The organism is Pseudomonas rhizoryzae (assembly GCF_005250615.1).
Classification (GTDB): domain Bacteria; phylum Pseudomonadota; class Gammaproteobacteria; order Pseudomonadales; family Pseudomonadaceae; genus Chryseomonas; species Chryseomonas rhizoryzae.
This window is the reverse complement of record NZ_SULM01000001.1, coordinates 243,029-268,025: the sequence shown is the minus strand read 5'-3', so window position 1 is coordinate 268,025 and position 24,997 is coordinate 243,029. Positions and strand designations below refer to the sequence as shown.

Sequence of the window (24,997 nt, the reverse complement as noted above, 5' to 3'; positions counted from 1 at the left end):
GGTCCGCCATGAACCAGCCCCTGACCACGCCACCCCTGCTACCCAGCCCGCCCGCGCTCACCGCCTGGCCGGATACCGACACCCTCTATCGCCGCTTCGCCGAACTGGTCAAGCAACCCATGCGCCCACTGCGCCGCGACGCCCTGGCCAAGGTCATGGGCTATTTCGACGAGCGCTGCCAGGGCTCCCGGCGCCTGGCCGAGCGCGCCAAGCAATTCATTCCGGGGGGCGTGCAGCACAACCTGGCCTTCAACCATCCCTTTCCCCTGGCCATCGCCCAGGCCGAGGGTGCCCATCTCACCGACGTGGACGGCAACAGCTACATCGACTTCCTGCAGGCGGGCGGCCCCACCCTGCTCGGCTCCAACCATGCCGGCGTCCGCGAGCAGGTGCAGCGCATCCTCGCCGAATGCGGACCGGTCACCGGGCTGCTGCACGAGTATGAGGTCAAGCTCGCCGAACTGGTCTGCCAGAGCGTGCCCGGCATCGACCAGGTACGGCTGCTGGGCTCGGGTACCGAGGCGGCCATGGCCGCGGTGCGCCTGGCGCGGGCCTACACCGGCCGCCGCTGGCTCATCAAGATCGGGGGTGCCTACCACGGCTGGAGCGACCAGTTGGTGTACGGCATGCGCCTGCCCGGCACCGGGCGGATGGAGGCCCTCGGCATTCCCCGTGGCGCCACCGCCCACACCCAGGAGAGCCCGCCCAACGACCTCGACGCCCTGCGCCGCCGCCTGCAATTCAATCGCCTGCGCGGCGGCACCGCGGCGGTACTGGTGGAGCCCTTCGGGCCGGAAAGCGGCACCCGCCCGGTGCATCCGCACTTCAACCGCGAAGTGCGCAAGCTCTGCGACGAATTCGGCGCCTTGCTGATCTTCGACGAGGTGGTGACCGGTTTTCGCGCTGGCATGGGCGGTGCCCAGGCCTACTTCAAGGTACTGCCCGACCTCACCGTGCTGGGCAAATGCCTCACCGGCGGCTATCCCATGGCCGGTGCCCTGGGTGGCAAGGCAGAGGTCATGCAACTGCTGGTGGGCGGTATCGGCACCTCGTCGAAGCGGGCCTTCGTAGGGGGGACCCTGTCGGCCAACCCGCTCTGCTGCGTGGCTGGCTACTACGCCCTCAAGGAAATCCAGCGCCTCGACGCCGCCGGCCAGGCCGGCCGCGCTGGCGATCGGCTACGCCAGGGGCTGGAAGAGATCATCCAGCGGCGCAACCTGCCCTACGTGGCCTACAACCTGGGCTCCATCGTGCACCTGCAGACCTCCGGGGTGCTGCTGCTCGACACCAGCAATCCGCTCAAGCTGCTGCGGGTGCGCAACGAAGCCAAGGCGCGCAAGCACATGATGGAAGAGATGGGCGCCGCCTACACCGCCCACGGGCTGATCACCCTGGCCGGCAGCCGTATCTACACCAGCCTGGCCGACACCGATGCCGTGATCGATGACGCCCTGGAACGCTTCGACCGCGTCTTCCAGCTGGTATGAGGCCCCTATCCATGCGCCTCGCCCTCCATCAGCAGTGGCTCGACCTGCAGCAGCGCCTGGTACGCCGCGGCGAGCTCCCGGCGGTTGCGCTATCGCTGCGCGTACCGGCTACCGGCACCTTCTGGTACGGCACCCTGGCGGATGCCGAGCCGACGGAGACATCGCTCGGCCAGACTTTTCTGGATGCCGCTGACCATGCGGTCGTCTACCGCGCGCGCCCGGACGTCGGCGCGATCATCCAGGGCGCGGGCAGCTACGGGCCGCTCGTGGCATCGTTCGGCGGCTGCCTGCCCATGCTGTTCGACGAGCAGGCGCGCCATCTGGGCCGCATGGCCGCGGGGGTGAGCGATGCCCGCCGCTTGCCGGAGGCCCTCGGCGGCGGCGGCAACGTCCTGCTACTGGCGGAGCGGCCGCTGTGCCTGGGTACCACCGCCAGTCGCGCGGCGCTCAACGCGGAATTGTTCGAGAAATGCGCCAAGGCCTACACCCTGGCCCAGGCGACCGGTGCCACGCTCACTCGCCTGCCGTGGTGGGTGGTGCTGATCGCCACGCGCCGCCTCGCCCGCGACCAGCGCAATGCCGCCCTGGCCTTCGCCAGCGGCGAGCTGCCGGCCGAAAGCCGCGGCTACTGACCGAGACCCGGAGGGAAGTCCCATGACCGCCACGCCACACTCGCCGCCGCTACAGGTCGCCGCTGCCCTGCTGCTTGGCTCCCTGGCCCTGCTCATCCTGGGCCTGCAACCGCTGCTACTCGGTGAACTCTTCACCAGCGGCCGGGCGAGTCTGGACGGCCTGGGCCTGGTGGCGATGGGCGAGATCGTCGCCCTCGGCCTGGGCGTGATGCTCGGCGAGGTCCTGGGCCTGCGCCTGGATCTGCCGCGACTGCTGCTGCCGGCGATCCTGCTGGCGATCGGCACCGACCTCTTCAGCGCCTATGCCGTCGGTGATCTGCCCTTGCTCGGCCTGCGCGCCCTCGCCGGGCTAGGCGAAGGCCTGCTGCTCTGGGCGGCGGTGGCACTGATGGTGCGCCAACCCCGGGCCGAATGGCTCTCCGGCCTGTTCATGGCCTTGCAGACCGGCTGCCAGGGACTGCTGGCGGCGGTACTGGCGCTCTGGGTACTGCCCAACGCCGGCATCCTTGGCGGCTTCCTGCTCCTGGCAGCGGTCACGGCGCTCGCCCTGCCGCTGCTGGCCGCGCTACCGCGGCGCCTGGCGCCGGTCGCACGCCAGACGGCCAACCCGTCCAGCTCCGGCTGGACACTGCCCCGCAGCCTGCTGCTGGCCTGCGTCGGGGCCCAGCTGGCCGCCATCGGCGCGCTCTGGGCCTATCTGGAGCCCTATGGCGAAGCCCTGGGCCTGCAGCCCGGCCAGGCCCAGTCACTGATCGCCCTGAGCCTGGGCGCCCAACTGCTCGGCGGCCTGGCCGGTGCCGGACTGGTGAACCGGCTACCGGCGCTGGGCACCTTGCTGCTGACGACCCTGCTGCTGGGTACGCTCGCCATCCTCATCCATGGTCTGCCGATGGGCGCGCACCTGGCCTTCGTCGGCCTCTGCCTGCTGTTCACCTTCCTCTGGCAGACCCTGACCCCGTTCCAGATCGGCCTGGCGCTGAGCCTCGATCCCGGGGGGCGCACCGCCACCCTGGTGCCGTCGCTACAACTGCTCGGCTGCGCGGCCGGGCCAGCATTGGCGTCGCTCTGGCTGGATGGCGCCGAGGTAAGGCCCGCCGCCCTCGCCAGCGCCCTGCTGAGCCTGCTCGCCCTGAGCCTGCTGGCCCTGCTCGGCCTCAGCGAAAGAACCGGCCGCCTGCCCAGCCGCGGACGCCTGCGCCGCTCCGGCTGAGAGCGACGCGCACGCCCGGCTCCACTACCCTTACCCAGCCTCTCGACTCCAGTGCGGACCCCACCATGCCTGCCCCCCTGCTCGATCCTGTCCTACCCACCTCGGCGGTCACCACGCCACAACAGCTGTTCCGCGACCAGGCCACACGGGCGCTGGCCCTGCGCAGCTCGACCGCCGAGGAGCGCCGCGCCCTGCTGGACAGCCTGCACCAGGCCCTGGTGGCCCGGCGCGAGGCCCTTTACGTCGCCTTCCGTGCGGACTTCGGCAAGCCCCAGGTAGAGGTGGAGCTGTCCGAGATCATGCCGGTGCTGGAAGAGATCCAGCATGCGCGCCGCCACCTGCGCCGCTGGATGAAGCCACGCCGGGTCGGCGCCACCCTGACCTCGCTGGGTTGTCCGGCCGAGGTCCACTGCCAGCCACGCGGCCGCTGCCTGATCATCGGGCCCTGGAATTACCCGGTGTCGACGCTGCTCGGCCCCCTGGTATCCGCCCTAGCCGCGGGCAATACCGTGGTGCTCAAGCCGTCGGAATTCACCCCGGCGATCAACGCCGTGCTGCGGGAGATGGTCGCCGAAGCCTTCACTCCCGACACCGTGGCCCTCTGCGAGGGCGGCGTGGAGACCGCCCAGGCGCTGCTGGCGCTGCCCTTCGATCACTTCTTCTTCACCGGCTCGACGGCGGTCGGGCGCCTGGTCATGCAGGCCGCCGCCCAGCACATGGCGTCGGTCACCCTGGAACTGGGCGGCAAGTCGCCGGCCATCGTCGAGGCCAGCGCCGACCTGGACGCCGCCGTGGAGCTGCTGCTCTGGGGCAAATTCCTCAATGCCGGGCAATCCTGCATCGCGCCGGATCATGTCTTCGTCCATCGCAGCCTGCTGGACGCCTTCAACGAAGGCTGCCGCAGCCTGCTGGCCCGGCGCTATGGCAGCGATCCCGCCGCCAGCCCGGACCTCGCCCGGCTCATCCACGAGCGGCACGCGGCCGGCCTCGCCGAGCTGCTGCAAAGTGCCCAGGCCGCTGGTGCCCGGCTGATCTGCGGTGGCGACCACGACGTGGCCCGGCGCTACCTGGCGCCGACCCTGCTGGATTGCTCGGCCATCGCCAGCCCCCTCGATCAGGTGGAGATCTTCGGGCCGCTGCTGCCGGTGATCGCCTACGACGAGCTGGACGACGTCCTGCAGCGCATCGATGCCGGTCCCAAGCCCCTGGCGCTCTATCTCTGGAGCCGTGACCGGCAGGTGCAGCGACAGGTGCTGGCGCGCACCCGTTCCGGCAGCCTCGGCCTCAACCTGTGCATGCAGCAGTACACCCAGGTCAACCTGCCGTTCGGCGGCGTGAATCACTCGGGCAGCGGCAGCGCCCATGGTCTGGCAGGCTTTCGCACCTTCTCCCACGAACGCAGCGTGCTGCGCGCCGGTCCCTGGCTGGCGGTCAGGCTGCTGTTCCCGCCCTACTCCAAGGCCAAGCTGCGCCTGGCGCAATGGGTCTCACGCCTGGTCGGGCGCGGCTGAGTTGACTCCTCAAGCCGTGGGAGCGACCAGCCGATGACGGCTGAAGAACCGCTCCAGCTCGCGCGGCTCCGGCTCCAGGCCGGTGAAGATCTTCAGGTACTCGGGGATGAACTTGAGGCGGTACTCCAGCGGCTCGACGGTCTTCATGCTGATGTAGCCGATTTGGGTCAGGTAGATGGAACGGGCGCGGGTCTCGGCGGCGCGGTCCTCGAAGCCGAAGCGGTCGAACATGGCCTTGAGCGCGGCGATGCGCAAGGCATCCGCCTCGGCGATGTCCTGCGCCACCTCGGCCGATTGCAGCGCCCAGCTGCGCATGGCGAATTCGAACTGGGAATCGAACAGCCGGGCATCCAGCCAGCAGTCGAAGACATTGAGGATGGCCTCGGTGATGGACTCGGCATAGGCCTCGGTGCGGGCCACCAGGTTGCCGGTGTTCTTGTTCTTCCACTGGTCGATCAGCGCCTGCAGCAGCGCCTCCCGATCCTCGAAGAACCAGTAGAAGCTGGTGCGCGACAACTTGAGTTTCTTGGCCAGCGGCTGGATGCGCACGGCATCCACGCCCGCGTCCTTGAGGCTCTCGTAGGCCGCATTGAGCCAGCTCTCCAGGGAGCCGCGCGAGGGTTCGATAACAGCGGGGGCAGGTGCGTTCATGGCGTGATGGTACCGCGCCCCTGAACGTCCGCCAAGGGAAAATGTTCACCTGTGTCAGGCCAGTTGACACCTGTGTACAGAGGGTTTTAAGGTCTCTCCACCTGATGAGCGCTGGTGGACCCGGACATGAAGAACGATCCTCTGCTGCAGCCGTATCAACTCAAGCACCTGACGCTGCGCAACCGCGTCATCATCACCTCCCACGAACCCGCCTACCCCGAAGAGGGCATGCCCAAGCAGCTCTACCGCGCCTATCACGTGGAACGGGCCAAGGCCGGCGTGGCCATGACCATGACCGCCGGCTCGGCAGCCATCTCGCGCGACAGTCCTCCAGTGTTCAACAACGTGCTGGCCTACAAGGACGAGGTGGTGGGCTGGCTCAAGGACCTCACCGACGAATGCCACGAACATGGCGCGGCGGTGATGATCCAGCTGACCCACCTGGGCCGCCGCACCCGCTGGGACAAGGGCGACTGGCTGCCGGTGGTGTCCTCCTCCCACAGTCGCGAGCCGGCCCACCGCGCCTTCCCCAAGCGCCTGGAAAGCTGGGACATCGAGCGCATCGTCAAGGACTACGCCGACGCCGCCGAGCGCATGGTAGCCGCCGGCATGGATGGCATCGAGCTGCAAGCCTACGGCCACCTGATGGACCAGTTCTGGTCGCCGCTGACCAATGACCTGGACGAGCCCTACGGCGGTTCGCTGAGCAATCGCCTGCACTTCACCTTCGAGGTGCTCAAGGCCATTCGCACCCGGGTCGGCGAGCGCTTCATCGTCGGCATCCGCTACACCGCCGACGAGGTGGCCAAGGGCGGGCTGACCAAGGAGGAAGGCCTGACCATCACCCAGCTGCTCAAGGACAGCGGGATGATCGACTTCCTCAACGTCATCCGCGGCAACATCGCCACCGACGCCGCCCTCACCGACATCATCCCGGTGCAGGGCATGCGCAACGCCCCGCACCTGGACTTCGCCGGCGAGATCCGCTCGCGCACCGGCTTCCCCACCTTCCATGCGGCGAAGATCCCCGACGTCGCCACCGCCCGCCACGCCATCGCCGCCGGCCTGGTGGACATGGTCGGCATGACCCGCGCGCACATGACCGATCCGCACCTGGTGCGCAAGCTGATCGAGGGCCGCGAAGACGATATCCGTCCCTGCGTCGGTGCCAACTACTGCCTGGACCGCATCTACAACGCCGGCGCGGCCTATTGCATCCACAACGCCGCCACCGGGCGCGAAACCAGCATGCCCCACACCATCCCCAAGGCCGCGACCCGCCGCAAGGTGGTGGTGGTCGGCGCCGGTCCCGGCGGGCTGGAGGCGGCCCGGGTAGCCGGCGAGCGGGGTCACCAGGTGGTGGTGCTGGAGCTGGCCGAGCAGGCCGGCGGCCAGGTGCGGCTCACCGCCCAGTCGGAGCGCCGCAAGGAGATGCAGAGCATCATCGACTGGCGCCTGGCCCAGTGCGATCGCCTCGGCGTGCAGTTCCACTTCAACACCTGGGCGGACACCGAGCGGGTGCTGGCGGAAGACCCCGAGGTGGTGATCGTCGCCACCGGCGGCCTGCCCCACACCGAGGTACTCGAACGCGGCAATGACCTGGTGGTGTCCAGCTGGGACATCATCGCCGGCGACGTCAAGCCGGGGCGCAACGTGCTGGTCTACGACGACGCCGGCGACCACGCCGGGCTACAGGCGGCCGAGTTCATCGCCCGTAGCGGCGCCCGTACCGAGATCATGACGCCCGACCGCAGCTTCGCCCCCGAGGTCATGGGCATGAACCTGGTGCCCTACATGAGATCCCTGCAGGGGCTCGATACCCATTTCACCGTGACCTACCGCCTGAAGGCCGTGGAGCGTGACGGTGATCAGCTCAAGGCCATCGTCGGCACCGACTACAGCGACCTGGAAAGGGTCTGCCACTACGACCAGGTGGTGGTCAACCACGGCACCCTGCCCCTGGACGAGCTCTACTTCGACCTCAAGCCGCTGGCCAGCAACGAAGGCGCGGTGGAATATCAGGACCTGATCGTCGGCCGACCGCAGCAGCTCGCCACCAATCCCGCGGGGCGCTTCCAACTGTTCCGCATCGGCGACGCGGTCTCTTCGCGCAATACCCACGCGGCCATCTACGACGCGCTGCGCCTGGTGAAAGACCTCTGAGAAGGTCGGCTCGTCCTGCGGCGAGCTTGTTGCACCCCTTTGCTTACTGCCTCTTCGACGTCTCACAAGAACATGCCGGCCCAGGCTGGCCAGACGAGGTCCTTATGCAGCATCCGGAATCCCTTGCCGGCTTCGACCCGGTCGCCGACGCGCGCCTCAGCTTTCGCCAGGACAGCCGCGTCAGCGAGCATCACCTCGCCCCGCTCGACGAAGGCCTGCTGCGCGCCCACGCCGCCATCGACCGTCGTGCCCTGCGCCGCTATCGCCTGGAGCGCATCCGCGCGCAGCTGGTGGAGCATGACTACGCCGGCGTGCTGCTGGCCGATCCGATCAACATCCGCTACGCCACCGACACCAACAACCTGGGGCTGTGGGTCATGCATTCCCCCAGTCGCTACGTGCTGGTGACCACCAACGGTCCGGTGATCCTGTTCGACTTCACCAGCAGCAAGCACAACAGCGAACACATCGAGACCATCGACGAGATCCGTCCGGCCACGCCCTGGCTGTATTTCCTGGCCGGCCCGCGGGTCGAGGAAAAGGCGACCTCCTGGGCCCACGAGGTCGCCGAACTGGTGCTGCATCATGGCAGCGGCAACCGGCGCCTGGCGGTGGACCGCTGCGACCCCTGGGGCGCCACCAAGCTGGCGGACCTGGGTGTGAGCCTGCACGATGCCCAGCCGCTGATGGAGCAGGCGCGGCTGATCAAGTCGGCCGAGGAGCTGGCCAGCCATCGCGTCTCCATGGGCGTCTGCGACCTGGCCATCGCGCGGATGCGCGCCAGTCTGCAGCCGGGCATCACCGAAAACCAGCTGTGGAGCATCCTGCACGGCACCAACGTCGCCCACGGCGGCGAATGGGCCGAAAGCCGCCTGCTCAGCTCCGGCCAGCGCACCAATCCCTGGTTCCAGGACGCCACCGACAAGCCCATCCAGGCCGGGGAACTGGTCTGCTTCGATACCGACATGGTCGGTCCCGGCGGCTACCTGTCGGACATCTCCCGCAGCTTCGTCTGCCCCGGCCAGCCGGCCACCACGCGCCAGCGCGACCTCTTGCAGACGGCAGCCGAGCAATTGACGCAGAACATCAATCTGCTGCGCCCGGGCCTGGGCTTCCGCGAATTCGCCGAGCGCTGCTGGCCGGTGCCGGAAAAGTACCGGCATAACCGCTACATGATGATGCTGCACGGCGTCGGCCTGGTGGACGAGTACCCCAGCGTGGCCTACGCCACCGACTTCGCCGACTGGGGTTACGACGGCACCTTCGCCGAGAACATGGTGGTCTCGGTGGAGAGCTTCATCGGCGAACAGGGCGGCCCCGAGGGGGTGAAGCTGGAAGAACAGGTGGTGATCACGGCGGCGGGGGCGGTGAAGCTGTCGCGCACGCCGTTGCTGGATCCCGACCTGCACTGATGGCCCCGCCTCCGCTATGGAGGCGTCTTCGAGGAGAGCGAGATGAGCGCCATGAGTATCGTCAGAACCCCCGTGTCGTCGGCGCCGGAGCAGCCCGAAGAGCGCCCGGCGTTCCTGCGCCTGGAAGGCATCGGCAAGCGTTTCGGGCCCTATGAGGTCTTGCACGACGTGTCCCTGGACATGGCCAAGGGCGAAGTGCTGGCCATCATCGGCCCCAGCGGCTCGGGCAAGAGCACCCTGCTGCGCTGCATCAACCAGCTGGAACCGCCCACCAGCGGCAGCGTGACCCTGGAAGGCCTGAGCCTGCAGGCCGGCCAGGTCTCTCGCCAGCAACTGGTGGCCTTGCGGCGGCGCATCGGCATGGTGTTCCAGTCCTTCAACCTCTTTCCGCACCTGACCGTGCTGCAGAACGTCAGCCTCGCCCAGGTGCGCAGCCTGGGGCGCAGTCGCCAGGAAGCGGATCGCCGTTCAATGCTGTTACTCGAACGCGTCGGCCTGGCCGCCAAGGCCAAGGCCTATCCCAGCCAGTGTTCCGGCGGTCAGCAGCAGCGTGTGGCCATTGCCCGTGCCCTGGCTCTGGACCCGGAGCTGATGCTGTTCGACGAGCCCACCTCGGCGCTGGACCCGGAGCTGGGCATGGAGGTGCTCAAGGTGATGCAGGAGCTGGCCCAGGAAGGCATGTCGATGATCATGGTCACCCACGAGATGCACTTCGCCGAGACCGTCTCCGACCGCGTGGTGGTCATGGCCGACGGGCGCATCATCGAACAGGGGCCGAGCGCCCAGGTCATGCGCCATCCGCAACACGAGCGGGTCCAGCGCTTCCTGGCCGCGGTGAGGAATCGCTGATGGGCGCCATCCTGCTCGCCCTGCTGCAGGGCATTCCCTGGACCCTGGCGGTGACCGCGACCGCCTTCGCCATCGGCCTGGTGCTGGGCTTTCCGCTCTGTGGCCTGCGGGTGTGCCGACTCAAGCCTCTGCGCCTCCTCGCCTTTACGGTAATCCTCACCCTGCGCGCCATTCCGCCCATCGTCTGGTTGTTCTTCATCTTCTTCGGCCTGGGCGGCGGCTGGTTGACCCTGTCGCCCTTCGCCGCGGCCACCCTCGGCCTGGGGCTGATCACCGCCGCGCATATGGCCGAGGTCTACCGGGGTGCCCTCAGCGGCATCCCCGCCGGCCAGTACGAAGCGGCGCTGGTGCTCAACCTCAGCGCCCGGCAGCGCTTCTTCGACGTCATCCTGCCGCAACTGGTGCGCATCGCCATCCCGGCCGCCGCCACCTATGCCATCGGCCTGCTCAAGGACTCGGCCATCGCCTCGACCCTGGGCGTCACCGACATCAGCGCCGCTGCCTACCAGCAGACCCAGCAGACCTTCCAGGGCCTGCCGGTGTACAGCCTGGCCGCCCTGCTCTACATCGCCCTGAGCGTACCGGTGGCCTTGTTCGCCCGGCGCCTGGGCGACCACCTCGGCCGGAGGATCCAGCGATGACCGAACTCCTCGCCAACTGGGTCGAATGGTTTCCGGATCTGTGGCACGGCCTGCTGCTCTCGTTGCAGGTGACCGCCCTGGCCCTGCTGGTCGGCATTCCGCTGGGGCTGCTGTTCGCCCTGGGCGTGTCCAGCCGCAGGCTGCCGCTGCGTTGGCTGACCGTGGTGGTGGTGGAACTGGGACGGGGCGCCCCGGCGCTGATCCTGCTGCAGTACTTCTATTTCGGCCTGCCCTCCGCGCACATCACCCTCAGTGCCTACAGCGCCGCCGCCCTGGCCCTGGCCTACTGCACCGGCGCCTACACCAGCGAGATCCTCAGGGGCGGCCTGGACGCCGTCGCCCAGGGCCAGCGCGAGGCGGCGGACGTGATCGGCCTCACCCCGCTCGACGCCCTACGCTTTGTCATCCTGCCCCAGGCCCTGCGTATCGCCATCCCGGCGCTGCTGGGCTTCTCCATCATGATTTTCCAGGCCTCGTCGCTGTGCTTCACCATCGCCCTGCCGGAATTGGTGAGCCGCGCCTCGATGATCGGCTCCAGCACCTTCCAATACATGCCCGTGCTGGTCCTGGCGGGTGTGATGTACGCGGCCCTGTGCATTCCCGCAGCCCTGCTGGTGGGAAACCTGGAACGCCGCCTGGCCCCGGAACGGGCCTGACCTTCGCCCTGCCGATCAGCATACCGAGGACCACCGCCATGACCGATGCAGCTACCCTCTTCAAGCGTCTCACCCTCGCCACTCTGCTGCTATGCGGCAGCGCCGCCGCCCTGGCCGACTGCAAGCCCGCGCATACCTTCGACACCCTGGAAAAAGGCGTGCTCAAGGTCGCGACCTACGTCTTCCCGCCCTATGCCATCCCCGGCCCCGACGGCCAGATCGGCGGTGTGGAGGGCGATATCCTCAACGGCTTCGCCGCCCAGGAGTGCCTGACCGTGCGCGCCACCACCGTGGACACCGCCGCGGTGGTGCAATCGGTGATCACCCGGCGGGCCGACGTCGGCATCGGCGACTGGTATCGCACCGCCGAGCGGGCCAAGGTGCTGGGTCTTTCCGCCCCCACCTTCCTCGACGTCATGGGGATCATCTCCAAGGACAACCTGAGCCGCATCGATCAGCTCGAAGGCAAGCGCGTCGGCACCGTACAAGGCTATCTCTGGGTCGCCGACTTGAAGAAGGTGCTGGGCGACAACCTGGTGCTCTACCCCAACCCCGTGGCCATGGCCCAGGACCTGGCCTCGGGGCGCCTCGACGTCGCCACCGACAGCTTCGCCGTGGCCAAGACCGCCCAGCAGAAAGGCGCCTATCCGGGTGCCAGCATCAACGTCGCCGCCGGCGATCCCAGGGTCAAGGCCTCGCAACAACCCGGCCAGGCGGCCATTCTCTTCGCCAAGCAGAACGCAGCCCTGGGCCAGGCGCTGTCGGCCTACATCGAGCAACTGCACCAGGACGGTGGCCTGCGCAAGATCGTTGCCCACTACGGCCTCGACGAGCAGATCACCGACGTCGGCGCTCCCCGGTTGATCGAATGAGCCGGGAGGCCGATGGGGCGCCGATCAGGCTGACTCAGCCTGAAGCCGAAACCCTGGCGCGGGCCTGCTGCCTGCGCCAAGGGGCCAGCCAGGCGGTCGCCACCGCCCTGACCGCCGCGACGCTGACCGCCGAATACCGCGGCCTGCCCGCCCTCGGCTTCGCCCACCTGCTGGATTATCTCGACGGCTTCCGCCAGGGGCGTATCGACCCCCGCGCCGAACCGCAGCTCAGTCGGCCGGCGCCGGCGTTGGTCCAGAGCGATGCGCGCCGCGGCATCGCCCAGCTGGGTTTCGAGCGGGCCTTCGAGGATCTCTGTACAACGGCCAACGGCTTCGGCCTGGCCCTGTTCGCCCAGCGAGAGGCCTTCACCTGCGGCGAACTGGGCTACTACCCGCGCCGCCTTGCCGAACGCGGCCTGGTGGCCCTGGCCTTCACCAACGGCCCGCCGCTAATGGCTCCCCAGGGCAGTAGCCGGGCGCTCTACTCGACCAATCCACTGGCGTTCGCCGCCCAGGCCGCCGATGGCCGCCTGCTGGCAATCGACCAGGCCTGCAGCGCCACGGCCTTCGTCAACCTGCTGCGCGCGGCCGAGACCGATGTGCCCATCCCCGAGGGCTGGGCGCTGGATGAGAACGGCCTACCCACCCGCAATGCCCGTGACGCGGTGCGCGGTACCCTGCTGGCCTTTGGCGGCGCGCGCGGCGCCAACGTCGCCCTGATGGTGGAGGTCCTGGCCGCCGGGCTCACCGGGGCGAACTGGTCGCTGGATGCCGGCGACTTTCGCCAGGGATCGCGCAGTCCCGGTGCCGGCCTGCTGGTAGTGGCCATCGCTCCGCGCTTGCTGGACGACCGCTTTCCCGAGCGCCTCGGCGCGCAGCTGACGCGCCTCGCCGCACAGGGCGTCCACCTGCCCGGCATCACCCGGACACGGGCTCGGCCAGGGGACACCGCGGCCCTCATCACCCTACCCGCCAGCCTCTACGACCAGCTAAGGGCGCTGGCCTGAACCGCCAGCCCCTCGCCCGCCCTCAACGTTCAGGCGTTCGCTGCTAGGCCTCGTCGAGCACCAGCGCCTGCTGGCGCAGCGCGGCGAAACGCGCCTGGGACAGCGGGCGCTGCAGGTGGAAACCCTGGGCCTGATCGCACTTGAGATCGGCGATGAGTGCCAGCTGCCCGGCCGTCTCGATGCCCTCGGCGACCACCGTCAGCGACAGGGCCCGGCCCATGCTGACGATGGCCTCGACGATGGCGGCATTGCTTTCGCTCGCCTCGATGTTGGCGACGAAACTACGATCGATCTTCAGGCAATCGAAGGGATAGGTACGCAGATAGCTGAGCGAGGAATAGCCGGTGCCGAAGTCGTCCATCGACAGGCGCACCCCGAGGGCCTTGAGTCGTTGCATCAACTCCAATGCGCCGGACGCATCATCCAGCAGGACGTTTTCGGTCAGCTCCAACTCGACGCGGGCCGGATCTATACCGGTGCGTTCGAGCACGCCGCGGACCCGCGCCACCAGATCGTCACGCTGGAATTCCAGGGGCGACAGGTTGATCGACACGATCAACTCCGGCTCCCAGGTCACCGCCTGGCTGCAGGCCTCCTGCAGGACCCAGTCACTGAGCCCCAGGATCAATCCGGTCTCCTCCGCCAGCGCGATGAACTCGGCGGGTGCCAGGCGACCGCGAACGGGATGATTCCAGCGCACCAGGGCCTCGGCGCCCAGCAGGCGCTGGCTGCCGGCATCGAAGCGCGGCTGGAATTCCAGCACCAGCTCCCCACGCTGCAAGCCCTGGCGCAATTCCGTCTCCAGCTGCCGCCGCTCGAGGATGCGCTGGTTCATGGTCGGTTCGTAGAACCTCAGGGTGTTGCGGCCTGCGGCCTTGGCCTCGTACAGGGCGATATCGGCATAGCGCAGCAGGTCCTCGGCGTTGTGGCCATCCTGCGGTGCCCGGGCGATGCCGAGGCTCGCCCCCAGGGTGATGTCGTGCTCGCCGACGCGGATGGGGCAGCCGATGGCATCCAGAATGCGGCCGCACTGGCTGGTCAGTTGCTCGACGCTCAGGCTGCCGCTCAGCGCGATGACGAATTCGTCTCCGCCGATCCGCGCGACCAGATCACCCTCGCGCAGGCTGGCACGTAACTCCCGCGCGACCTGACACAACACCTGGTCGCCCGCCGCATGCCCCAGGGAATCGTTGACCGGCTTGAAGCGGTCCAGATCGAGGGCCAACAGATGCAGGGGCTGGCTGGCGCTGACCCCCTCGGCGAAGCGCTGCGCCAGATGGCGATGCAACTGATGACGGTTGGCCAGGCCAGTGAGGGCATCGTGCTGGCTGAGGTGTTCGATGCGCGCCTTGGCTTCGATCTCCTCGGTGACGTCGCACACGGTGCCGCGAAAGCCGGCCAGGCGCCCATCGGTCACGATGGGCTGGGCCGAGAGCTGGCAAAATCTCGGTTTGGTCTGGGCATCGCGCATCTCGCAACGCAGCGGTCGTCGCACCCGGCTAGCGGTGGCAGGCGCCCGGGCGACCTCGTCGAGCAGGGACGGCTCGTAGTCGAGCAATTCATACAACGGCTGGCCCAGCCACTCCTCCTGGCCAAAGCCGGTGACATCGACGAAGCGCTCCGACAGATAGATCAGGCGCTGCTCGGCATCGGTCTCCCAGATCCAGTCGGACGAGGCCTCGGACACCATCCGAAAGCGCTGCTCGCTATGCCGCAGGGCATCCTCGACCCTTTCGGTCTGGTGCGCAGCCAGAGCGATGCGCCGCCGCAGGTACCAGACCAACAGCAATGCCAGGACGCACATGCCGGCCAACAACGGCAGAAACTGCATCAGCAGTCGATGTCCCAGGGCCTGGATAGTCCAGTGAAAGGTCACCGCGATACCAGGCGTCGAGCTCACCACCAGCGTCGGCTGCCCGGCTAAGGGGAGCGCCCCTGGCTGGGCCGTCAGGCCGTGCAACTCGAACACCTGCCCGAGCTCGGCGAGCTTGTCCGGCGTCAGCACATCGACGAACACCATGTAGGAGAGCCCCTTGAAATCCTGGTAGCTTGCATCCGGCCGGATGACGGCGGCCATCACGCTGGCCGGCTTGCCATCGACGAGGAAATAGCCCTGGGCATAGCCATCCTCGGGCGAGCGCTCCCGCGCCTGGGCAAGCAGCACCGCCTGGTCGGCTTTGAGCCAGCTGTCCAGCCGTAGCTGGCTGAGTTCGCCGCCCACCACGGCATAGCGCGTCGTGCCATCGGGCGCCAGGATGAAGGCACCATTCACCCCATAGCTCTTGTAGAGCGACGGCCCGACGTTGTTCTGATCGTAGGCCCAGTCCACATCGACCTGCTGCTCGGTCCGCGCATAGGCCTCGATCCAGAACGAATAGTCGGTCAATACCCGACCCAGCTTGTCCTGCCGCGTTTCCAGCGCCCGCTCGGCGTCCGCCTCGCTGTGGCGACGTTGCTGCTCGTCGATGCGCTTGCACAGGTCGAACAGCATCAGTCCCGCGAGGGCAAAGATCAGCGCGACCAGGACGAAGAAGCCAAGGGAGGCCCGACGGGCGACACGATTGAGTTGGGTAGGCACAGCAGTGACCTGTTGGAGCAGGATGAATAGGGGTAGGACCGTACGACGGCGCGGCCCGAATCGTATGCCTTTATATCGACCTAGGCGATAACGACTTGATGCCCTTTGCAGAGATATTCCGCCAGGGCCCGGACTAGACGGCAGCATACGAATCGGGCTCTCGCCCAGCGGCCCGACGCCTGCGGGTCCTGGCCATCCCGACTGATGGCATCCCGCCGAACAGTTCACCCGGCATCACCCGAGCGTGGGAGCGGCCAGGGGGCACCGAGGCCGTCGTCACCCTACCCGCCAGCCTCCACGACCCGCTCAGCGCGCTGGCCTGAATAGGCGGCAAGGACAGCTCTTCGCCGATCCTGAGCTTTCAGTTGCTCGTGGCTAGGCTTCGTCGAGCGCCATCGAGTGCTCTCGCAACGCGGCGAAACGCTCCCGGGACAGGGGTCGCTGCAGATGAAAACCCTGGGCTTGATCGCACTTGAGATCGGCGATGCGCGCCAGCTGGCCGGCGGTCTCGATCCCCTCGGCGACCACCGTCAGCGACAGCGCCTGGCCCAGGCTGACGATGGCCTTGACGATGGCTGCGTTGCTCTCGCTCACCTCGATATCGGCGACGAAGCTGCGGTCGATCTTCAGGCAATCGAAGGGATAGGTGCGCAGATAGCTGAGCGATGAGTAACCGCTGCCGAAGTCGTCCATCGACAGGCGCACCCCCATTGCCTTGAGCCGCTGCATCAACTCCAGCGCGCCCACTGCATCATCCAGCAGCACGTTTTCGGTCAGCTCCAATTCGACGCGGCTCGGCGCTATGCCGGTGCGTTCGAGTACCCCTCGGACTCGCGCCACCAAGTCGTCACGCTGGAACTCCAGCGGTGACAGATTGATGGACACGATCAGCTCCGGCTCCCATAGCACCGCCTGGCTGCAGGCCTCCTGCAGGACCCAGTCGCTGAGCCCCAGGATCAGCCCGGTCTCCTCCGCCATCGCGATGAACTCGGCGGGCGCCAGGCGACCGCGGACGGGATGATTCCAGCGCACCAGGGCCTCGGCGCCCAGCAGGCGCTGACTGCTGGCATCGAAGCGCGGCTGGAAGTCCAGCTCCAGCTCCCCGCGCTGCAAGCCCAGGCGCAATTCGGTCTCCAGCTGACGACGCTCGATAATCCGCTGGTTCATAGTGGGCTCATAGAACCTCAGGGTATTGCGCCCCGCGGCCTTGGCCTCGTACAGGGCGATGTCGGCGTAGCGCAGCAGATCCTCGGCAGTGTCGCCGTCCTGCGGCGCCTGGGCGACGCCGAGACTCGCCCCCAGGGTGATGTCGTGCTCACCGACGCGGATGGTACGGCCGACGGCGTCCAGAATGCGGCTGCACTGGCCGGTCAGCTGCTCGCCGCTCAGGCTGCCACTCAGCGCGATGACGAACTCGTCACCCCCGACTCGCGCGACCAGATCACCGTCGCGCGCGGTGGCACGCAACTCGCGGGCGATCTGGCACAACACCTGATCGCCCGCCGCATGTCCGAGGGAATCATTGACCGGCTTGAAACGATCCAGATCGATGGCCAGCAGATGCAAGGGGTGAGAGGTATCAACGCCTTCGGCGAAGCGCTGCGCCAGGTGGCGATGCAAGTGGTGACGATTGGCCAAACCGGTGAGGGCATCGTGCTGGCTGAGATGTTCGACCCGCGCCTTGGCTTCGACCTCGTCAGTGACGTCACACACGGTGCCGCGGAAGCCAGCCAGTTGCCCACCGCTGACGATCGGCTGGGCCGAGAGCTGAGAAAACCTCGGCCGCGCCTGGGCATCGCGCATCTCACAACGCAGCGATCGTCGCATCCGGAGCGCGGTGGCAGGCGCCTGGGCGACCTCGTCGAGCTGGCATGGCTCGTAGTCGAGCAATTCATACAAGGGTCGACCCAGCCACTCCTCATGCCGAAAGCCGGTGACAGCGACGAAGCGCTCCGAGAGATAGACCAGGCGCTGCTCGGCGTCGGCCTCCCAGATCCAGTCGGACGTGGCCTCGGACACTGTCCGAAAGCGTTGCTCGCTGTGCTTCAACGCATCCTCGGCCAGTTCCGTCTGGCGCGCGGCCAAGGCAATGCGCCGCCGCAGGTACCAGACCAACAGCAATGCCAGGACGCACATGCCGGCCAACAACGGCAGGAAGTGCGTCAGCAGCCGCTTCCCAAAGGCCTGGATGCTCCACCGGAAGGTCACCGCGATACCCGGAGTGGAGCTCACCACCAGCATCGGCCGTTGGTCGGCGGGCAATGCACCCGGATGGGCCGTCAGGCCGTGCAACTCGAACCGCTGCCCGAGCGCGGCCAGCTTGTCCGGCGTCAGCACATCGACGAACACCAGATAGGAGAGCTCCTTGAAATCCTGGTAGCTGGCATCCGGCCGAATGACCGCGGCCGTCACGCTGGCCGGCTTGCCATCGACGAGGAAATAGCCCTGGGCATAGCTATTCTTGGCCGAGCGCGCCCGCGCCTGGGCCAACAGCGCCGCCTGGTCAGCGCCGAGCCAGCTGTCCAGCTGCATCCTGCTGCGTGCGCCATTCACCATGGCATAGCGCGTCGAGCCCTCGGGCCCGAGGATGAAGGCCCCGTTCACGCCGTAGACGCTATAGAGGGATGGCCCCACGTTGTCTTCGTCGTAGGCCCAATGTGCATCTACCTTCTTGAAGGTTCGCTCATAGGCCTCCTGCCAGAACGAATAGTCGCCCAGGACTCGACCCAGCCTATCCTGCCGCGAGTCCAGCGCCCGCTGGGCATCCACCTCACTATGCTGACGTTGCTGCTCATCGATGCGCAGACACAGGTCTACCAACATCCCTCCCGCCAGGGCGAAGATAAGGATGACCAGCGCGAAAAAGCCCAGCGAGGTCTGCTGGGCGACACGATTGAGCGGGGTAGGCACGACGATGACCTGTTGAACCAGAGGTAGGAACTTCCGCCGGCGGGACGGAACCGTATGCTTTTATATCGGCACGGGCAATGACGATTTGATGCCATCCCATCGCCATTCTGCCACGGCACAGGCCGGGGCTTCTTTTTGCACCGTAAGCGGGCACAGGCAGCATCGACGCGCCAGGAAGGCGCAGCCCTACCGTCGTCTGTCCGACACCCATGTCCAAAAACGACAAAGCCCCTCCATTCGCCAGGACAAATGTTGACCTATCGGTCAACTTTACTCACCATCGATTCATCCATGACCCCAAGCGGAGAGCGGCCTTGATCAGGTTTCTACTCGACCAGGAGCTGCGCGTCGAAGAGCAGCTCGACCCTAATCTCACCGTCCTCCAATACCTGCGCGAGCGCTGCGGCAAGACCGGCACCAAGGAAGGCTGCGCCTCCGGCGACTGCGGGGCCTGCACCGTGGTGCTCGCCGAGCCGGATGGCGACCGCTTGCGCTATCGCACCGTCAACAGCTGCCTGACCTTCGTCGCGGCGCTGGACGGCAAACAACTGATCAGCGTGGAAGACCTCAAGCACCAGGGCCGCCTGCATGGCGTGCAGCAGGCCATGGTCGACTGCCATGGCTCCCAGTGCGGCTACTGCACCCCGGGCTTCGTGATGTCGCTGTTCGCCCTGCAGAAGAACGTCGCCGCGCCGGACGGCGCTGCCACCCACGAGGCCTTGGCCGGCAATCTTTGCCGCTGCACCGGCTACCGGCCGATCCTGGCCGCCGCCGAGCAGGCCTGCGCCAGCCGTCAGCCGGACCAGTTCGATGCCCGCGAGCAGCAGACCCTGGAGCGGCTGAGAGCCCTGGCCCCCGCGCCCGCGACCCGTCTCGAAGGCGCGGGCAGCCGCAGTCATAGCCCCACTACCCTCGCCGAACTGGCCACCCTCTACCAGGCCCATCCCGAGGCCCGGCTGTTGGCTGGCGGCACCGACCTGGCCCTGGAAGTCACCCAGAATCATCGCCGCCTGGAGACCCTGATCTACCTGGGCAACCTACCTGAGCTACGCGGCGTGACCGTCACCGACGACAGCATCGAGATCGGTGCCGCCACGCCCCTTTCCGACTGCGCCGCCGCCCTGGCGGCCGACTATCCGGACTTCGGCGCCCTGCTGCAGAGATTCGCCTCCCTGCAGATCCGCAACCAGGGCACCCTGGGCGGCAACATCGGCAATGCCTCGCCTATCGGCGACAGCCCGCCCTTGCTGCTGGCGCTCGGTGCCAGCCTGCTGCTGCGCCAGGGTGAACGCCTGCGCGAGCTGGCCTTGGATGACTTCTTCCTCGACTACCGCAAGACCGCCCTGGAGCCCGGCGAATTCATCCAGGCCGTGCGAGTGCCCCGGACGCGTGAGGGCCTCATCTTCCGCGCCTTCAAGGTGTCCAAGCGCCTCGACGACGACATCTCCGCGGTCTGCGCCGCCTTCGCCCTGGAACTCGACGAGGGCCGGGTCGCGGCCGTGCGCATCGCCTATGGTGGCATGGCGGCCACGCCCAAGCGCGCTGCCCACTGCGAGCAGGCGCTGCTGGGCCAGCCCTGGACGTCCGCCGCCATCGAACGCGCCGCCCAGGCGCTGGCCAACGACTTCGCCCCGCTGTCGGATTTTCGCGCCAGTCGCGAATACCGCCTGCTGACGGCGCAGAACCTGCTGCGCAAATGTCATCTGGAGACCACCCAGCCCACGCTCGCCACGAGGGTCACCGCCCATGTCTAGCAGCCTCCCCGTCCGTACCCCCGAGGAGATGGCCGCCGCCTTCGCCGCGGGCCTGGCCGCCGGTGTCGGCAAGCCGCTCAAGCACGAGAGCGCCGACAAGCATGTGAGCGGCGAAGCCCTCTACATCGACGACCGCCTGGAATTCCCCAACCAGTTGCACGTCTATGCGCGGATGAGCGAGCACGCCCATGCGCGGATAAAGCACATCGATCTATCACCCTGCTATGGGATACCCGGCGTGGCCCTGGCCATCACCGCCGCCGACGTACCCGGTCAGCTGGACATCGGCGCCGTGCTGCCCGGCGATCCGCTGCTGGCCGATGGCGAGGTGCAGTACCTCGGCCAGCCGGTCCTGGCGGTCGCCGCCAGCAGCCTGGACGCCGCCCGCCGTGCGGCCCAGGCGGCCATCGTCGAATACGAGCCGCTGGAAGCCATCATCGACGTCAAGGAAGCGCTCAAACGCGAGCATTTCATCTCGCCGAGCCATAGCCACCACATCGGCGATGCGGCCGCCGCCCTGGCTACCGCGCCTCACCGTCTGCAGGGCGAACTGGCCATCGGCGGCCAGGAGCACTTCTATCTGGAAACCCAGGTGGCTTCGGTCATGCCCACCGAAGACGGCGGCATGCTGGTCTATTCCTCCACCCAGAATCCCACCGAGGTGCAGAAGCAGGTGGCCGAGGTGCTGGGGGTGTCGATGAACAGGGTCACCGTCGACATGAGGCGCATGGGTGGCGGCTTCGGCGGCAAGGAGAGTCAGGCCGGCATGCCGGCGGCGCTCTGCGCGGTGTTCGCGCGCCTCACCGGACGCCCGGTGAAGATGCGCCTGCCGCGCTGCGAAGACATGCACATGACCGGCAAGCGCCATCCCTTCCATGTCGAATACGACGTCGGCTTCGACGATGACGGTCGCCTGCTGGGCATCCGCTTCGAACTGGCGGGCAACTGCGGCTATTCGCCGGACCTGTCCAACGCCATCATCGACCGCGCCATGTTCCATGCCGACAACGCCTACTTCCTCGGCAACGCCCAGGTTACCGGCCATAGATGCAAGACCCACCTGGCCTCCAACACCGCCTATCGCGGTTTCGGCGGGCCTCAGGGCATGCTGGCCATCGAGAACGTCATGGACGCCATCGCCCGCCACCGCGGCCTCGATCCGCTGGAGGTGCGTCGGCGCAACTACTACGGCAAGGAGACGCGCAACGTCACCCACTACCACCAGGTGGTGGAAGACAACCTGCTCGACGAGATGACTGCGGACCTGGCGGCCAGCAGCGACTACCAGGCGCGCCGCGCGGCCATCCGTGCCTTCAACCAGAGCAGCCCGGTGCTGAAGAAGGGCCTGGCGCTGACCCCGGTGAAATTCGGCATCTCCTTCACCTCCTCCTTCCTCAACCAGGGCGGCGCCCTGGTCAACGTCTACACCGACGGCAGCATCCACCTGAACCACGGCGGCACCGAGATGGGCCAGGGGCTGAACACCAAGGTCGCCCAGGTGGTGGCCGAGGTCTTCCAGGTCGACATCGGCCGCATCCAGATCACCGCCACCAACACCGACAAGGTGCCCAACACCTCGCCCACCGCCGCCTCCAGCGGCACCGATCTCAACGGCAAGGCCGCGCAGAACGCCGCCCAGACCATCAAGGATCGCCTGATCGACTTCGCCAGCCGGCACTTCCACGTCGGGGCCGAGGAGGTCGACTTCCGCAATGGCCACGTCAAGGTGCGTGACCGCTTGCTCACCTTCGAGGAGCTGATCCAGCTGGCCTACGTCGGCCAGGTGTCGCTCTCCAGCACCGGCTACTACCGCACGCCCAAGATCCACTACGACCGCGACCAGGCGCGCGGCCGGCCCTTCTACTATTACGCCTTCGGCGCCGCCTGCTCCGAGGTGCTGATCGACACCCTCACCGGCGAGTACCGGCTGCTGCGCACCGACATCCTCCACGACGTCGGCGCCTCCCTGAATCCGGCCATCGACATCGGCCAGGTCGAGGGTGGCTTCGTCCAGGGCCTGGGCTGGTTGACCATGGAAGAACTGGTGTGGAACGACGCCGGCAAGCTGCTCACCGCCGGCCCCTCCACCTACAAGATCCCGGCGGTGAGCGATGTGCCGCCGGACCTGCGGGTGCGGCTGGTGGAAAATCGCAAGAATCCCGAAGCCACGGTGTTCCATTCCAAGGCCGTGGGCGAGCCGCCCTTCATGCTCGGCATCTCGGTGTGGTGCGCCCTGCAGGACGCCGTGGCCAGCGTGGCGGACTACCGCTTCCACCCGGCTCTGGACGCCCCGGCCACCCCCGAGCGGGTGCTCTGGGGCGTGGAGCGGATGCGCCGCCTGGCCGCCGAGACTCAGGCCGTACCTTTGACCGCCACGGAGGAACCGGCATGACCCCGAAACGCGGCTGGCTGGCGTTGTTGGCGGACTTCGAGGCGCGCGGCGAACCCTGCGTGCTGGTTACCGTGGCCAATGAACAGGGCTCCACGCCCCGCGATGCCGGCACCAAGATGCTGGTGGGTCGAACCGAGCAGCACCTGACCATCGGCGGCGGCCACCTGGAATACCGCGCCGTGGAGATCGCCCGGGAACTGCTCGCGGCCGGCAGCCGCCAGCCGCGCCTGGAGCGTTTTTCCCTGGCCGCCAGCCTCGGCCAGTGCTGCGGCGGCGTCACCACCCTGCTGTTCGAGCCGCTGCTGGCCCAGGAGGTACCGGTGGTGGTGTTCGGCGCCGGCCATGTCGCCCGCGCCCTGGTGCCGCTGCTGGCCGGTCTGCCCTGCGCGGTGCGCTGGGTCGATTCACGGCCCCAGGAGTTTCCCGATCCGCTGCCCGCGGGCGTCGAAAAGATCGTCACCGACGAGCCGGTCGACGAGATCGCCCGGATGCCGGCCGGTGCCTACTACATCGTCATGACCCATAACCACCCCCTGGACCTGGAGCTGACCGATGCCATCCTCGCCCGCGGCGACCATGGCTACTTCGGGCTGATCGGCTCCAAGACCAAGTGGGCCAAGTTCCGCCACCGCCTCACGGCCCGTGGCCACGGCGCCGAGCGCCTCGCCGCGGTACGCTGCCCGCTGGGCCTGCCCGAGGTGCAGGGCAAGCTGCCGCTGGAAATCGCCATCGCCGTGGCCGGCGAAGTCATTGCCCACTACGGCCGCCAGGCCCAACAGGCGGACACCCCGCTGCGCCTGGTCAATGCCGTCGCGCCCAACTGATTCCCCCTGTTTCCCCGCTTCGCCTATCCGAGATCGTTATGACCGCCATCGCCCATCGCGCCGCCCTGCTCCACAGCCTCGCCGACCCGGCCGAGTTGGGGCTGGACGCCTCCTACGAATACCACGCCGACGGCCTGCTGCTGGTCGAGGACGGCCGCATCCAGGCCATGGGCCCGGCCGCCGAGCTGCTGCCCACCCTGCCCGCTGGCACCCAGGTGATCGAGCATCGCGATGCCCTGATCACCCCCGGCTTCATCGACACCCATATCCACTACCCGCAGACCGGCATGATCGCCAGCTACGCCGAGCAACTGCTGGACTGGCTGGACACCTACACCTTCCCCACCGAGCGCGCCTTCGCCGATCCGGCCAAGGCCGCCGAGGTGGCCGAGGTCTTCGTCGGCGAACTACTGCGTAACGGCACCACCACCGCCTTGGTGTTCGGCAGCGTCCATCCGCAATCGGTGGATGCCTTCTTCGAGGTGGCCGAGCGCCTCGACCTGCGCATGATCGCCGGCAAGGTGCTGATGGACCGCAACGCCCCGGATTATCTGCAGGACACGGCCGAATCCGCCTATGCCGACAGCAAGGCGCTGATCCAGCGCTGGCACGGCAAGGGCCGACTGCACTACGCCGTCACCCCGCGTTTCGCCCCCACCAGCACGCCGGAACAACTCGAAGCCGCCGGGCGCCTGCTGGCCGAGTTCCCGGACGTCTACCTGCACACCCACCTCTCCGAGAACCTCAAGGAGATCGACTGGGTGAAGGCGCTATTCCCGGAGCGGAGCCATTACCTGGACGTCTACGACCACTTCCAGTTGCTCGGCCCGCGCTCGGTGTTCGCTCACGGCATCCACCTCTGCGACGCCGAGTGCCAGCGCCTGCACGACACCGGCTCGGCGGTGGCCCACTGCCCCACCTCCAACCTCTTCCTCGGCAGCGGCCTGTTCGACCTCCAGCGAATGGAAGCCTTCAAGGTCAACGTCGGCCTGGGCACCGATGTCGGCGCCGGCACCAGCTTCTCGCTGCTGCAAACCCTCGGCGAGGCCTACAAGGTGCAGCAACTGCGCGGCAACCGCCTGCATCCCTTCAAGTCGCTCTATCTCGCCACCCTCGGCGGCGCTCGCGCCCTGCGCCTGGACGACCGCATCGGCAGCCTGGCCCCCGGCCACGATGCCGACTTCGTGGTGCTCGACCTCAAGGCCACCCCGCTGCTGGACTACCGCCTGCAGCAATCCAAGAGCCTGGAGGAAACCCTGTTCGTCCTCACCACCCTCGCCGACGACCGCGTGGTGCGCGAAACCCATGCAGCGGGGCGCCGGGTGCATAGCCGCGATACCTGATCATCCTGGCGCGGACGGCCAGGGGATGGCCGTCCGGTAATTCTCTACGACCGCATATCCTCCACGAATACCGCTTCGCTTGGGCACCTTAGCTATAGTCTCGGC

At 67.7% G+C, this 24,997-nt stretch carries 18 protein-coding genes; 15 read left to right on the top strand and 3 right to left on the bottom strand.

Annotation, left to right across the window (positions count from 1 at the left end; genetic code table 11):
- The first annotated feature begins 8 nt into the window (after nucleotides 1–8).
- The 4 genes from FAZ11_RS01205 (at nucleotide 9) to FAZ11_RS01190 (ending at nucleotide 4,840) form a co-directional block, all read left to right on the top strand.
- Nucleotides 9–1,487, top strand: coding sequence for an aspartate aminotransferase family protein (locus tag FAZ11_RS01205; RefSeq protein ID WP_058763928.1), 1,479 nt, complete (start codon nucleotides 9–11; stop codon nucleotides 1,485–1,487).
- Nucleotides 1,488–1,498: 11 nt separating this feature from the next.
- Nucleotides 1,499–2,119 carry a class II aldolase/adducin family protein gene (locus FAZ11_RS01200; protein WP_058763930.1) on the top strand — a complete coding sequence of 207 codons (621 nt, stop codon included), beginning with the start codon at nucleotides 1,499–1,501 and terminating at the stop codon, nucleotides 2,117–2,119.
- 22 nt (nucleotides 2,120–2,141) lie between these two features.
- Nucleotides 2,142–3,329 (top strand): hypothetical protein, encoded by a 1,188-nt coding sequence (locus FAZ11_RS01195; RefSeq protein WP_058763932.1) that lies wholly within the window; start codon nucleotides 2,142–2,144, stop codon nucleotides 3,327–3,329.
- Between the two features lie 65 nt (nucleotides 3,330–3,394).
- Nucleotides 3,395–4,840 (top strand): aldehyde dehydrogenase family protein, encoded by a 1,446-nt coding sequence (locus tag FAZ11_RS01190; protein ID WP_058773397.1) that lies wholly within the window; start codon nucleotides 3,395–3,397, stop codon nucleotides 4,838–4,840.
- Nucleotides 4,841–4,849: 9 nt separating this feature from the next.
- On the opposite strand, the gene FAZ11_RS01185 is transcribed toward FAZ11_RS01190, so the two are convergent.
- The gene (locus FAZ11_RS01185; protein ID WP_058763934.1) at nucleotides 4,850–5,491 is read right to left on the bottom strand and encodes a TetR/AcrR family transcriptional regulator; all 642 of its coding nucleotides are present in this window, start codon (nucleotides 5,489–5,491) and stop codon (nucleotides 4,850–4,852) included.
- A 126-nt stretch (nucleotides 5,492–5,617) separates the two neighbouring features.
- Between FAZ11_RS01185 and FAZ11_RS01180 the strand changes: the two genes are divergently transcribed.
- From FAZ11_RS01180 to FAZ11_RS01150, 7 genes are all read left to right on the top strand, one after another.
- A complete protein-coding gene (locus FAZ11_RS01180) occupies nucleotides 5,618–7,654 on the top strand; it encodes an NADH:flavin oxidoreductase (RefSeq protein WP_058767453.1) in 2,037 nt (678 codons plus the stop codon).
- Nucleotides 7,655–7,758: 104 nt separating this feature from the next.
- Entirely contained in the window at nucleotides 7,759–9,066 is a 1,308-nt protein-coding gene (locus FAZ11_RS01175) for a M24 family metallopeptidase (protein WP_058767454.1), read from the top strand.
- A 51-nt stretch (nucleotides 9,067–9,117) separates the two neighbouring features.
- Nucleotides 9,118–9,915: an amino acid ABC transporter ATP-binding protein gene (locus FAZ11_RS01170; RefSeq protein ID WP_420849658.1), complete on the top strand. Its 798-nt coding sequence runs from the start codon at nucleotides 9,118–9,120 to the stop codon at nucleotides 9,913–9,915.
- Nucleotides 9,915–10,556 carry an amino acid ABC transporter permease gene (locus tag FAZ11_RS01165; RefSeq protein WP_058773396.1) on the top strand — a complete coding sequence of 214 codons (642 nt, stop codon included), beginning with the start codon at nucleotides 9,915–9,917 and terminating at the stop codon, nucleotides 10,554–10,556. Before FAZ11_RS01170 ends, FAZ11_RS01165 begins: the two co-directional genes overlap by 1 nt.
- Nucleotides 10,553–11,212, top strand: a complete 660-nt coding sequence (locus FAZ11_RS01160; protein WP_058763944.1) for an amino acid ABC transporter permease — start codon at nucleotides 10,553–10,555, stop codon at nucleotides 11,210–11,212. The genes FAZ11_RS01165 and FAZ11_RS01160 overlap by 4 nt, the downstream gene beginning before the upstream one ends.
- Nucleotides 11,213–11,250: 38 nt before the next feature.
- The gene (locus FAZ11_RS01155) at nucleotides 11,251–12,084 is read left to right on the top strand and encodes a substrate-binding periplasmic protein (RefSeq protein WP_058767457.1); all 834 of its coding nucleotides are present in this window, start codon (nucleotides 11,251–11,253) and stop codon (nucleotides 12,082–12,084) included.
- Complete coding sequence (locus FAZ11_RS01150; RefSeq protein WP_058767458.1) at nucleotides 12,081–13,091, top strand: Ldh family oxidoreductase; 1,011 nt, start codon at nucleotides 12,081–12,083, stop codon at nucleotides 13,089–13,091. Before FAZ11_RS01155 ends, FAZ11_RS01150 begins: the two co-directional genes overlap by 4 nt.
- 43 nt (nucleotides 13,092–13,134) lie before the next feature.
- Here the strand turns inward: FAZ11_RS01150 and FAZ11_RS01145 are convergent, their stop codons facing one another.
- Entirely contained in the window at nucleotides 13,135–15,669 is a 2,535-nt protein-coding gene (locus tag FAZ11_RS01145; RefSeq protein WP_058773395.1) for a bifunctional diguanylate cyclase/phosphodiesterase, read from the bottom strand.
- A gap of 375 nt (nucleotides 15,670–16,044) precedes the next feature.
- Nucleotides 16,045–18,579: a bifunctional diguanylate cyclase/phosphodiesterase gene (locus FAZ11_RS01140; protein WP_058767460.1), complete on the bottom strand. Its 2,535-nt coding sequence runs from the start codon at nucleotides 18,577–18,579 to the stop codon at nucleotides 16,045–16,047.
- 314 nt (nucleotides 18,580–18,893) lie between these two features.
- Here FAZ11_RS01140 and xdhA point away from each other — a divergent pair, with 314 nt between their 5' ends.
- Genes xdhA through guaD form a run of 4 tightly spaced genes read left to right on the top strand, consistent with a single transcriptional unit; the run spans nucleotide 18,894 to nucleotide 24,892 of the window.
- Nucleotides 18,894–20,333 carry a xanthine dehydrogenase small subunit gene (gene xdhA / locus FAZ11_RS01135; protein ID WP_058767461.1) on the top strand — a complete coding sequence of 480 codons (1,440 nt, stop codon included), beginning with the start codon at nucleotides 18,894–18,896 and terminating at the stop codon, nucleotides 20,331–20,333.
- A complete protein-coding gene (gene xdhB / locus FAZ11_RS01130) occupies nucleotides 20,326–22,725 on the top strand; it encodes a xanthine dehydrogenase molybdopterin binding subunit (RefSeq protein WP_058773394.1) in 2,400 nt (799 codons plus the stop codon). Before xdhA ends, xdhB begins: the two co-directional genes overlap by 8 nt.
- Nucleotides 22,722–23,549, top strand: a complete 828-nt coding sequence (gene xdhC / locus FAZ11_RS01125; RefSeq protein WP_058773393.1) for a xanthine dehydrogenase accessory protein XdhC — start codon at nucleotides 22,722–22,724, stop codon at nucleotides 23,547–23,549. The genes xdhB and xdhC overlap by 4 nt, the downstream gene beginning before the upstream one ends.
- Nucleotides 23,550–23,587: 38 nt before the next feature.
- Nucleotides 23,588–24,892, top strand: coding sequence for a guanine deaminase (gene guaD, locus FAZ11_RS01120; RefSeq protein WP_420849657.1), 1,305 nt, complete (start codon nucleotides 23,588–23,590; stop codon nucleotides 24,890–24,892).
- Nucleotides 24,893–24,997: the final 105 nt, after the last annotated feature.

What these genes read in the sequence shown, in the direction of transcription:
- FAZ11_RS01185 (WP_058763934.1), bottom strand. Translation starts at nt 5,491, where the DNA reads ATGAACGCACCTGCCCCCGCTGTTATCGAACCCTCGCGCGGCTCCCTG.
- FAZ11_RS01205 (WP_058763928.1), top strand. Translation starts at nt 9, where the DNA reads ATGAACCAGCCCCTGACCACGCCACCCCTGCTACCCAGCCCGCCCGCG.
- FAZ11_RS01195 (WP_058763932.1), top strand. Translation starts at nt 2,142, where the DNA reads ATGACCGCCACGCCACACTCGCCGCCGCTACAGGTCGCCGCTGCCCTG.
- FAZ11_RS01180 (WP_058767453.1), top strand. Translation starts at nt 5,618, where the DNA reads ATGAAGAACGATCCTCTGCTGCAGCCGTATCAACTCAAGCACCTGACG.
- FAZ11_RS01175 (WP_058767454.1), top strand. Translation starts at nt 7,759, where the DNA reads ATGCAGCATCCGGAATCCCTTGCCGGCTTCGACCCGGTCGCCGACGCG.
- FAZ11_RS01170 (WP_420849658.1), top strand. Translation starts at nt 9,118, where the DNA reads ATGAGTATCGTCAGAACCCCCGTGTCGTCGGCGCCGGAGCAGCCCGAA.
- FAZ11_RS01190 (WP_058773397.1), top strand. Translation starts at nt 3,395, where the DNA reads ATGCCTGCCCCCCTGCTCGATCCTGTCCTACCCACCTCGGCGGTCACC.
- guaD (WP_420849657.1), top strand. Translation starts at nt 23,588, where the DNA reads ATGACCGCCATCGCCCATCGCGCCGCCCTGCTCCACAGCCTCGCCGAC.
- FAZ11_RS01150 (WP_058767458.1), top strand. Translation starts at nt 12,081, where the DNA reads ATGAGCCGGGAGGCCGATGGGGCGCCGATCAGGCTGACTCAGCCTGAA.
- xdhB (WP_058773394.1), top strand. Translation starts at nt 20,326, where the DNA reads ATGTCTAGCAGCCTCCCCGTCCGTACCCCCGAGGAGATGGCCGCCGCC.
- FAZ11_RS01155 (WP_058767457.1), top strand. Translation starts at nt 11,251, where the DNA reads ATGACCGATGCAGCTACCCTCTTCAAGCGTCTCACCCTCGCCACTCTG.
- FAZ11_RS01160 (WP_058763944.1), top strand. Translation starts at nt 10,553, where the DNA reads ATGACCGAACTCCTCGCCAACTGGGTCGAATGGTTTCCGGATCTGTGG.
- xdhC (WP_058773393.1), top strand. Translation starts at nt 22,722, where the DNA reads ATGACCCCGAAACGCGGCTGGCTGGCGTTGTTGGCGGACTTCGAGGCG.
- FAZ11_RS01200 (WP_058763930.1), top strand. Translation starts at nt 1,499, where the DNA reads ATGCGCCTCGCCCTCCATCAGCAGTGGCTCGACCTGCAGCAGCGCCTG.
- FAZ11_RS01165 (WP_058773396.1), top strand. Translation starts at nt 9,915, where the DNA reads ATGGGCGCCATCCTGCTCGCCCTGCTGCAGGGCATTCCCTGGACCCTG.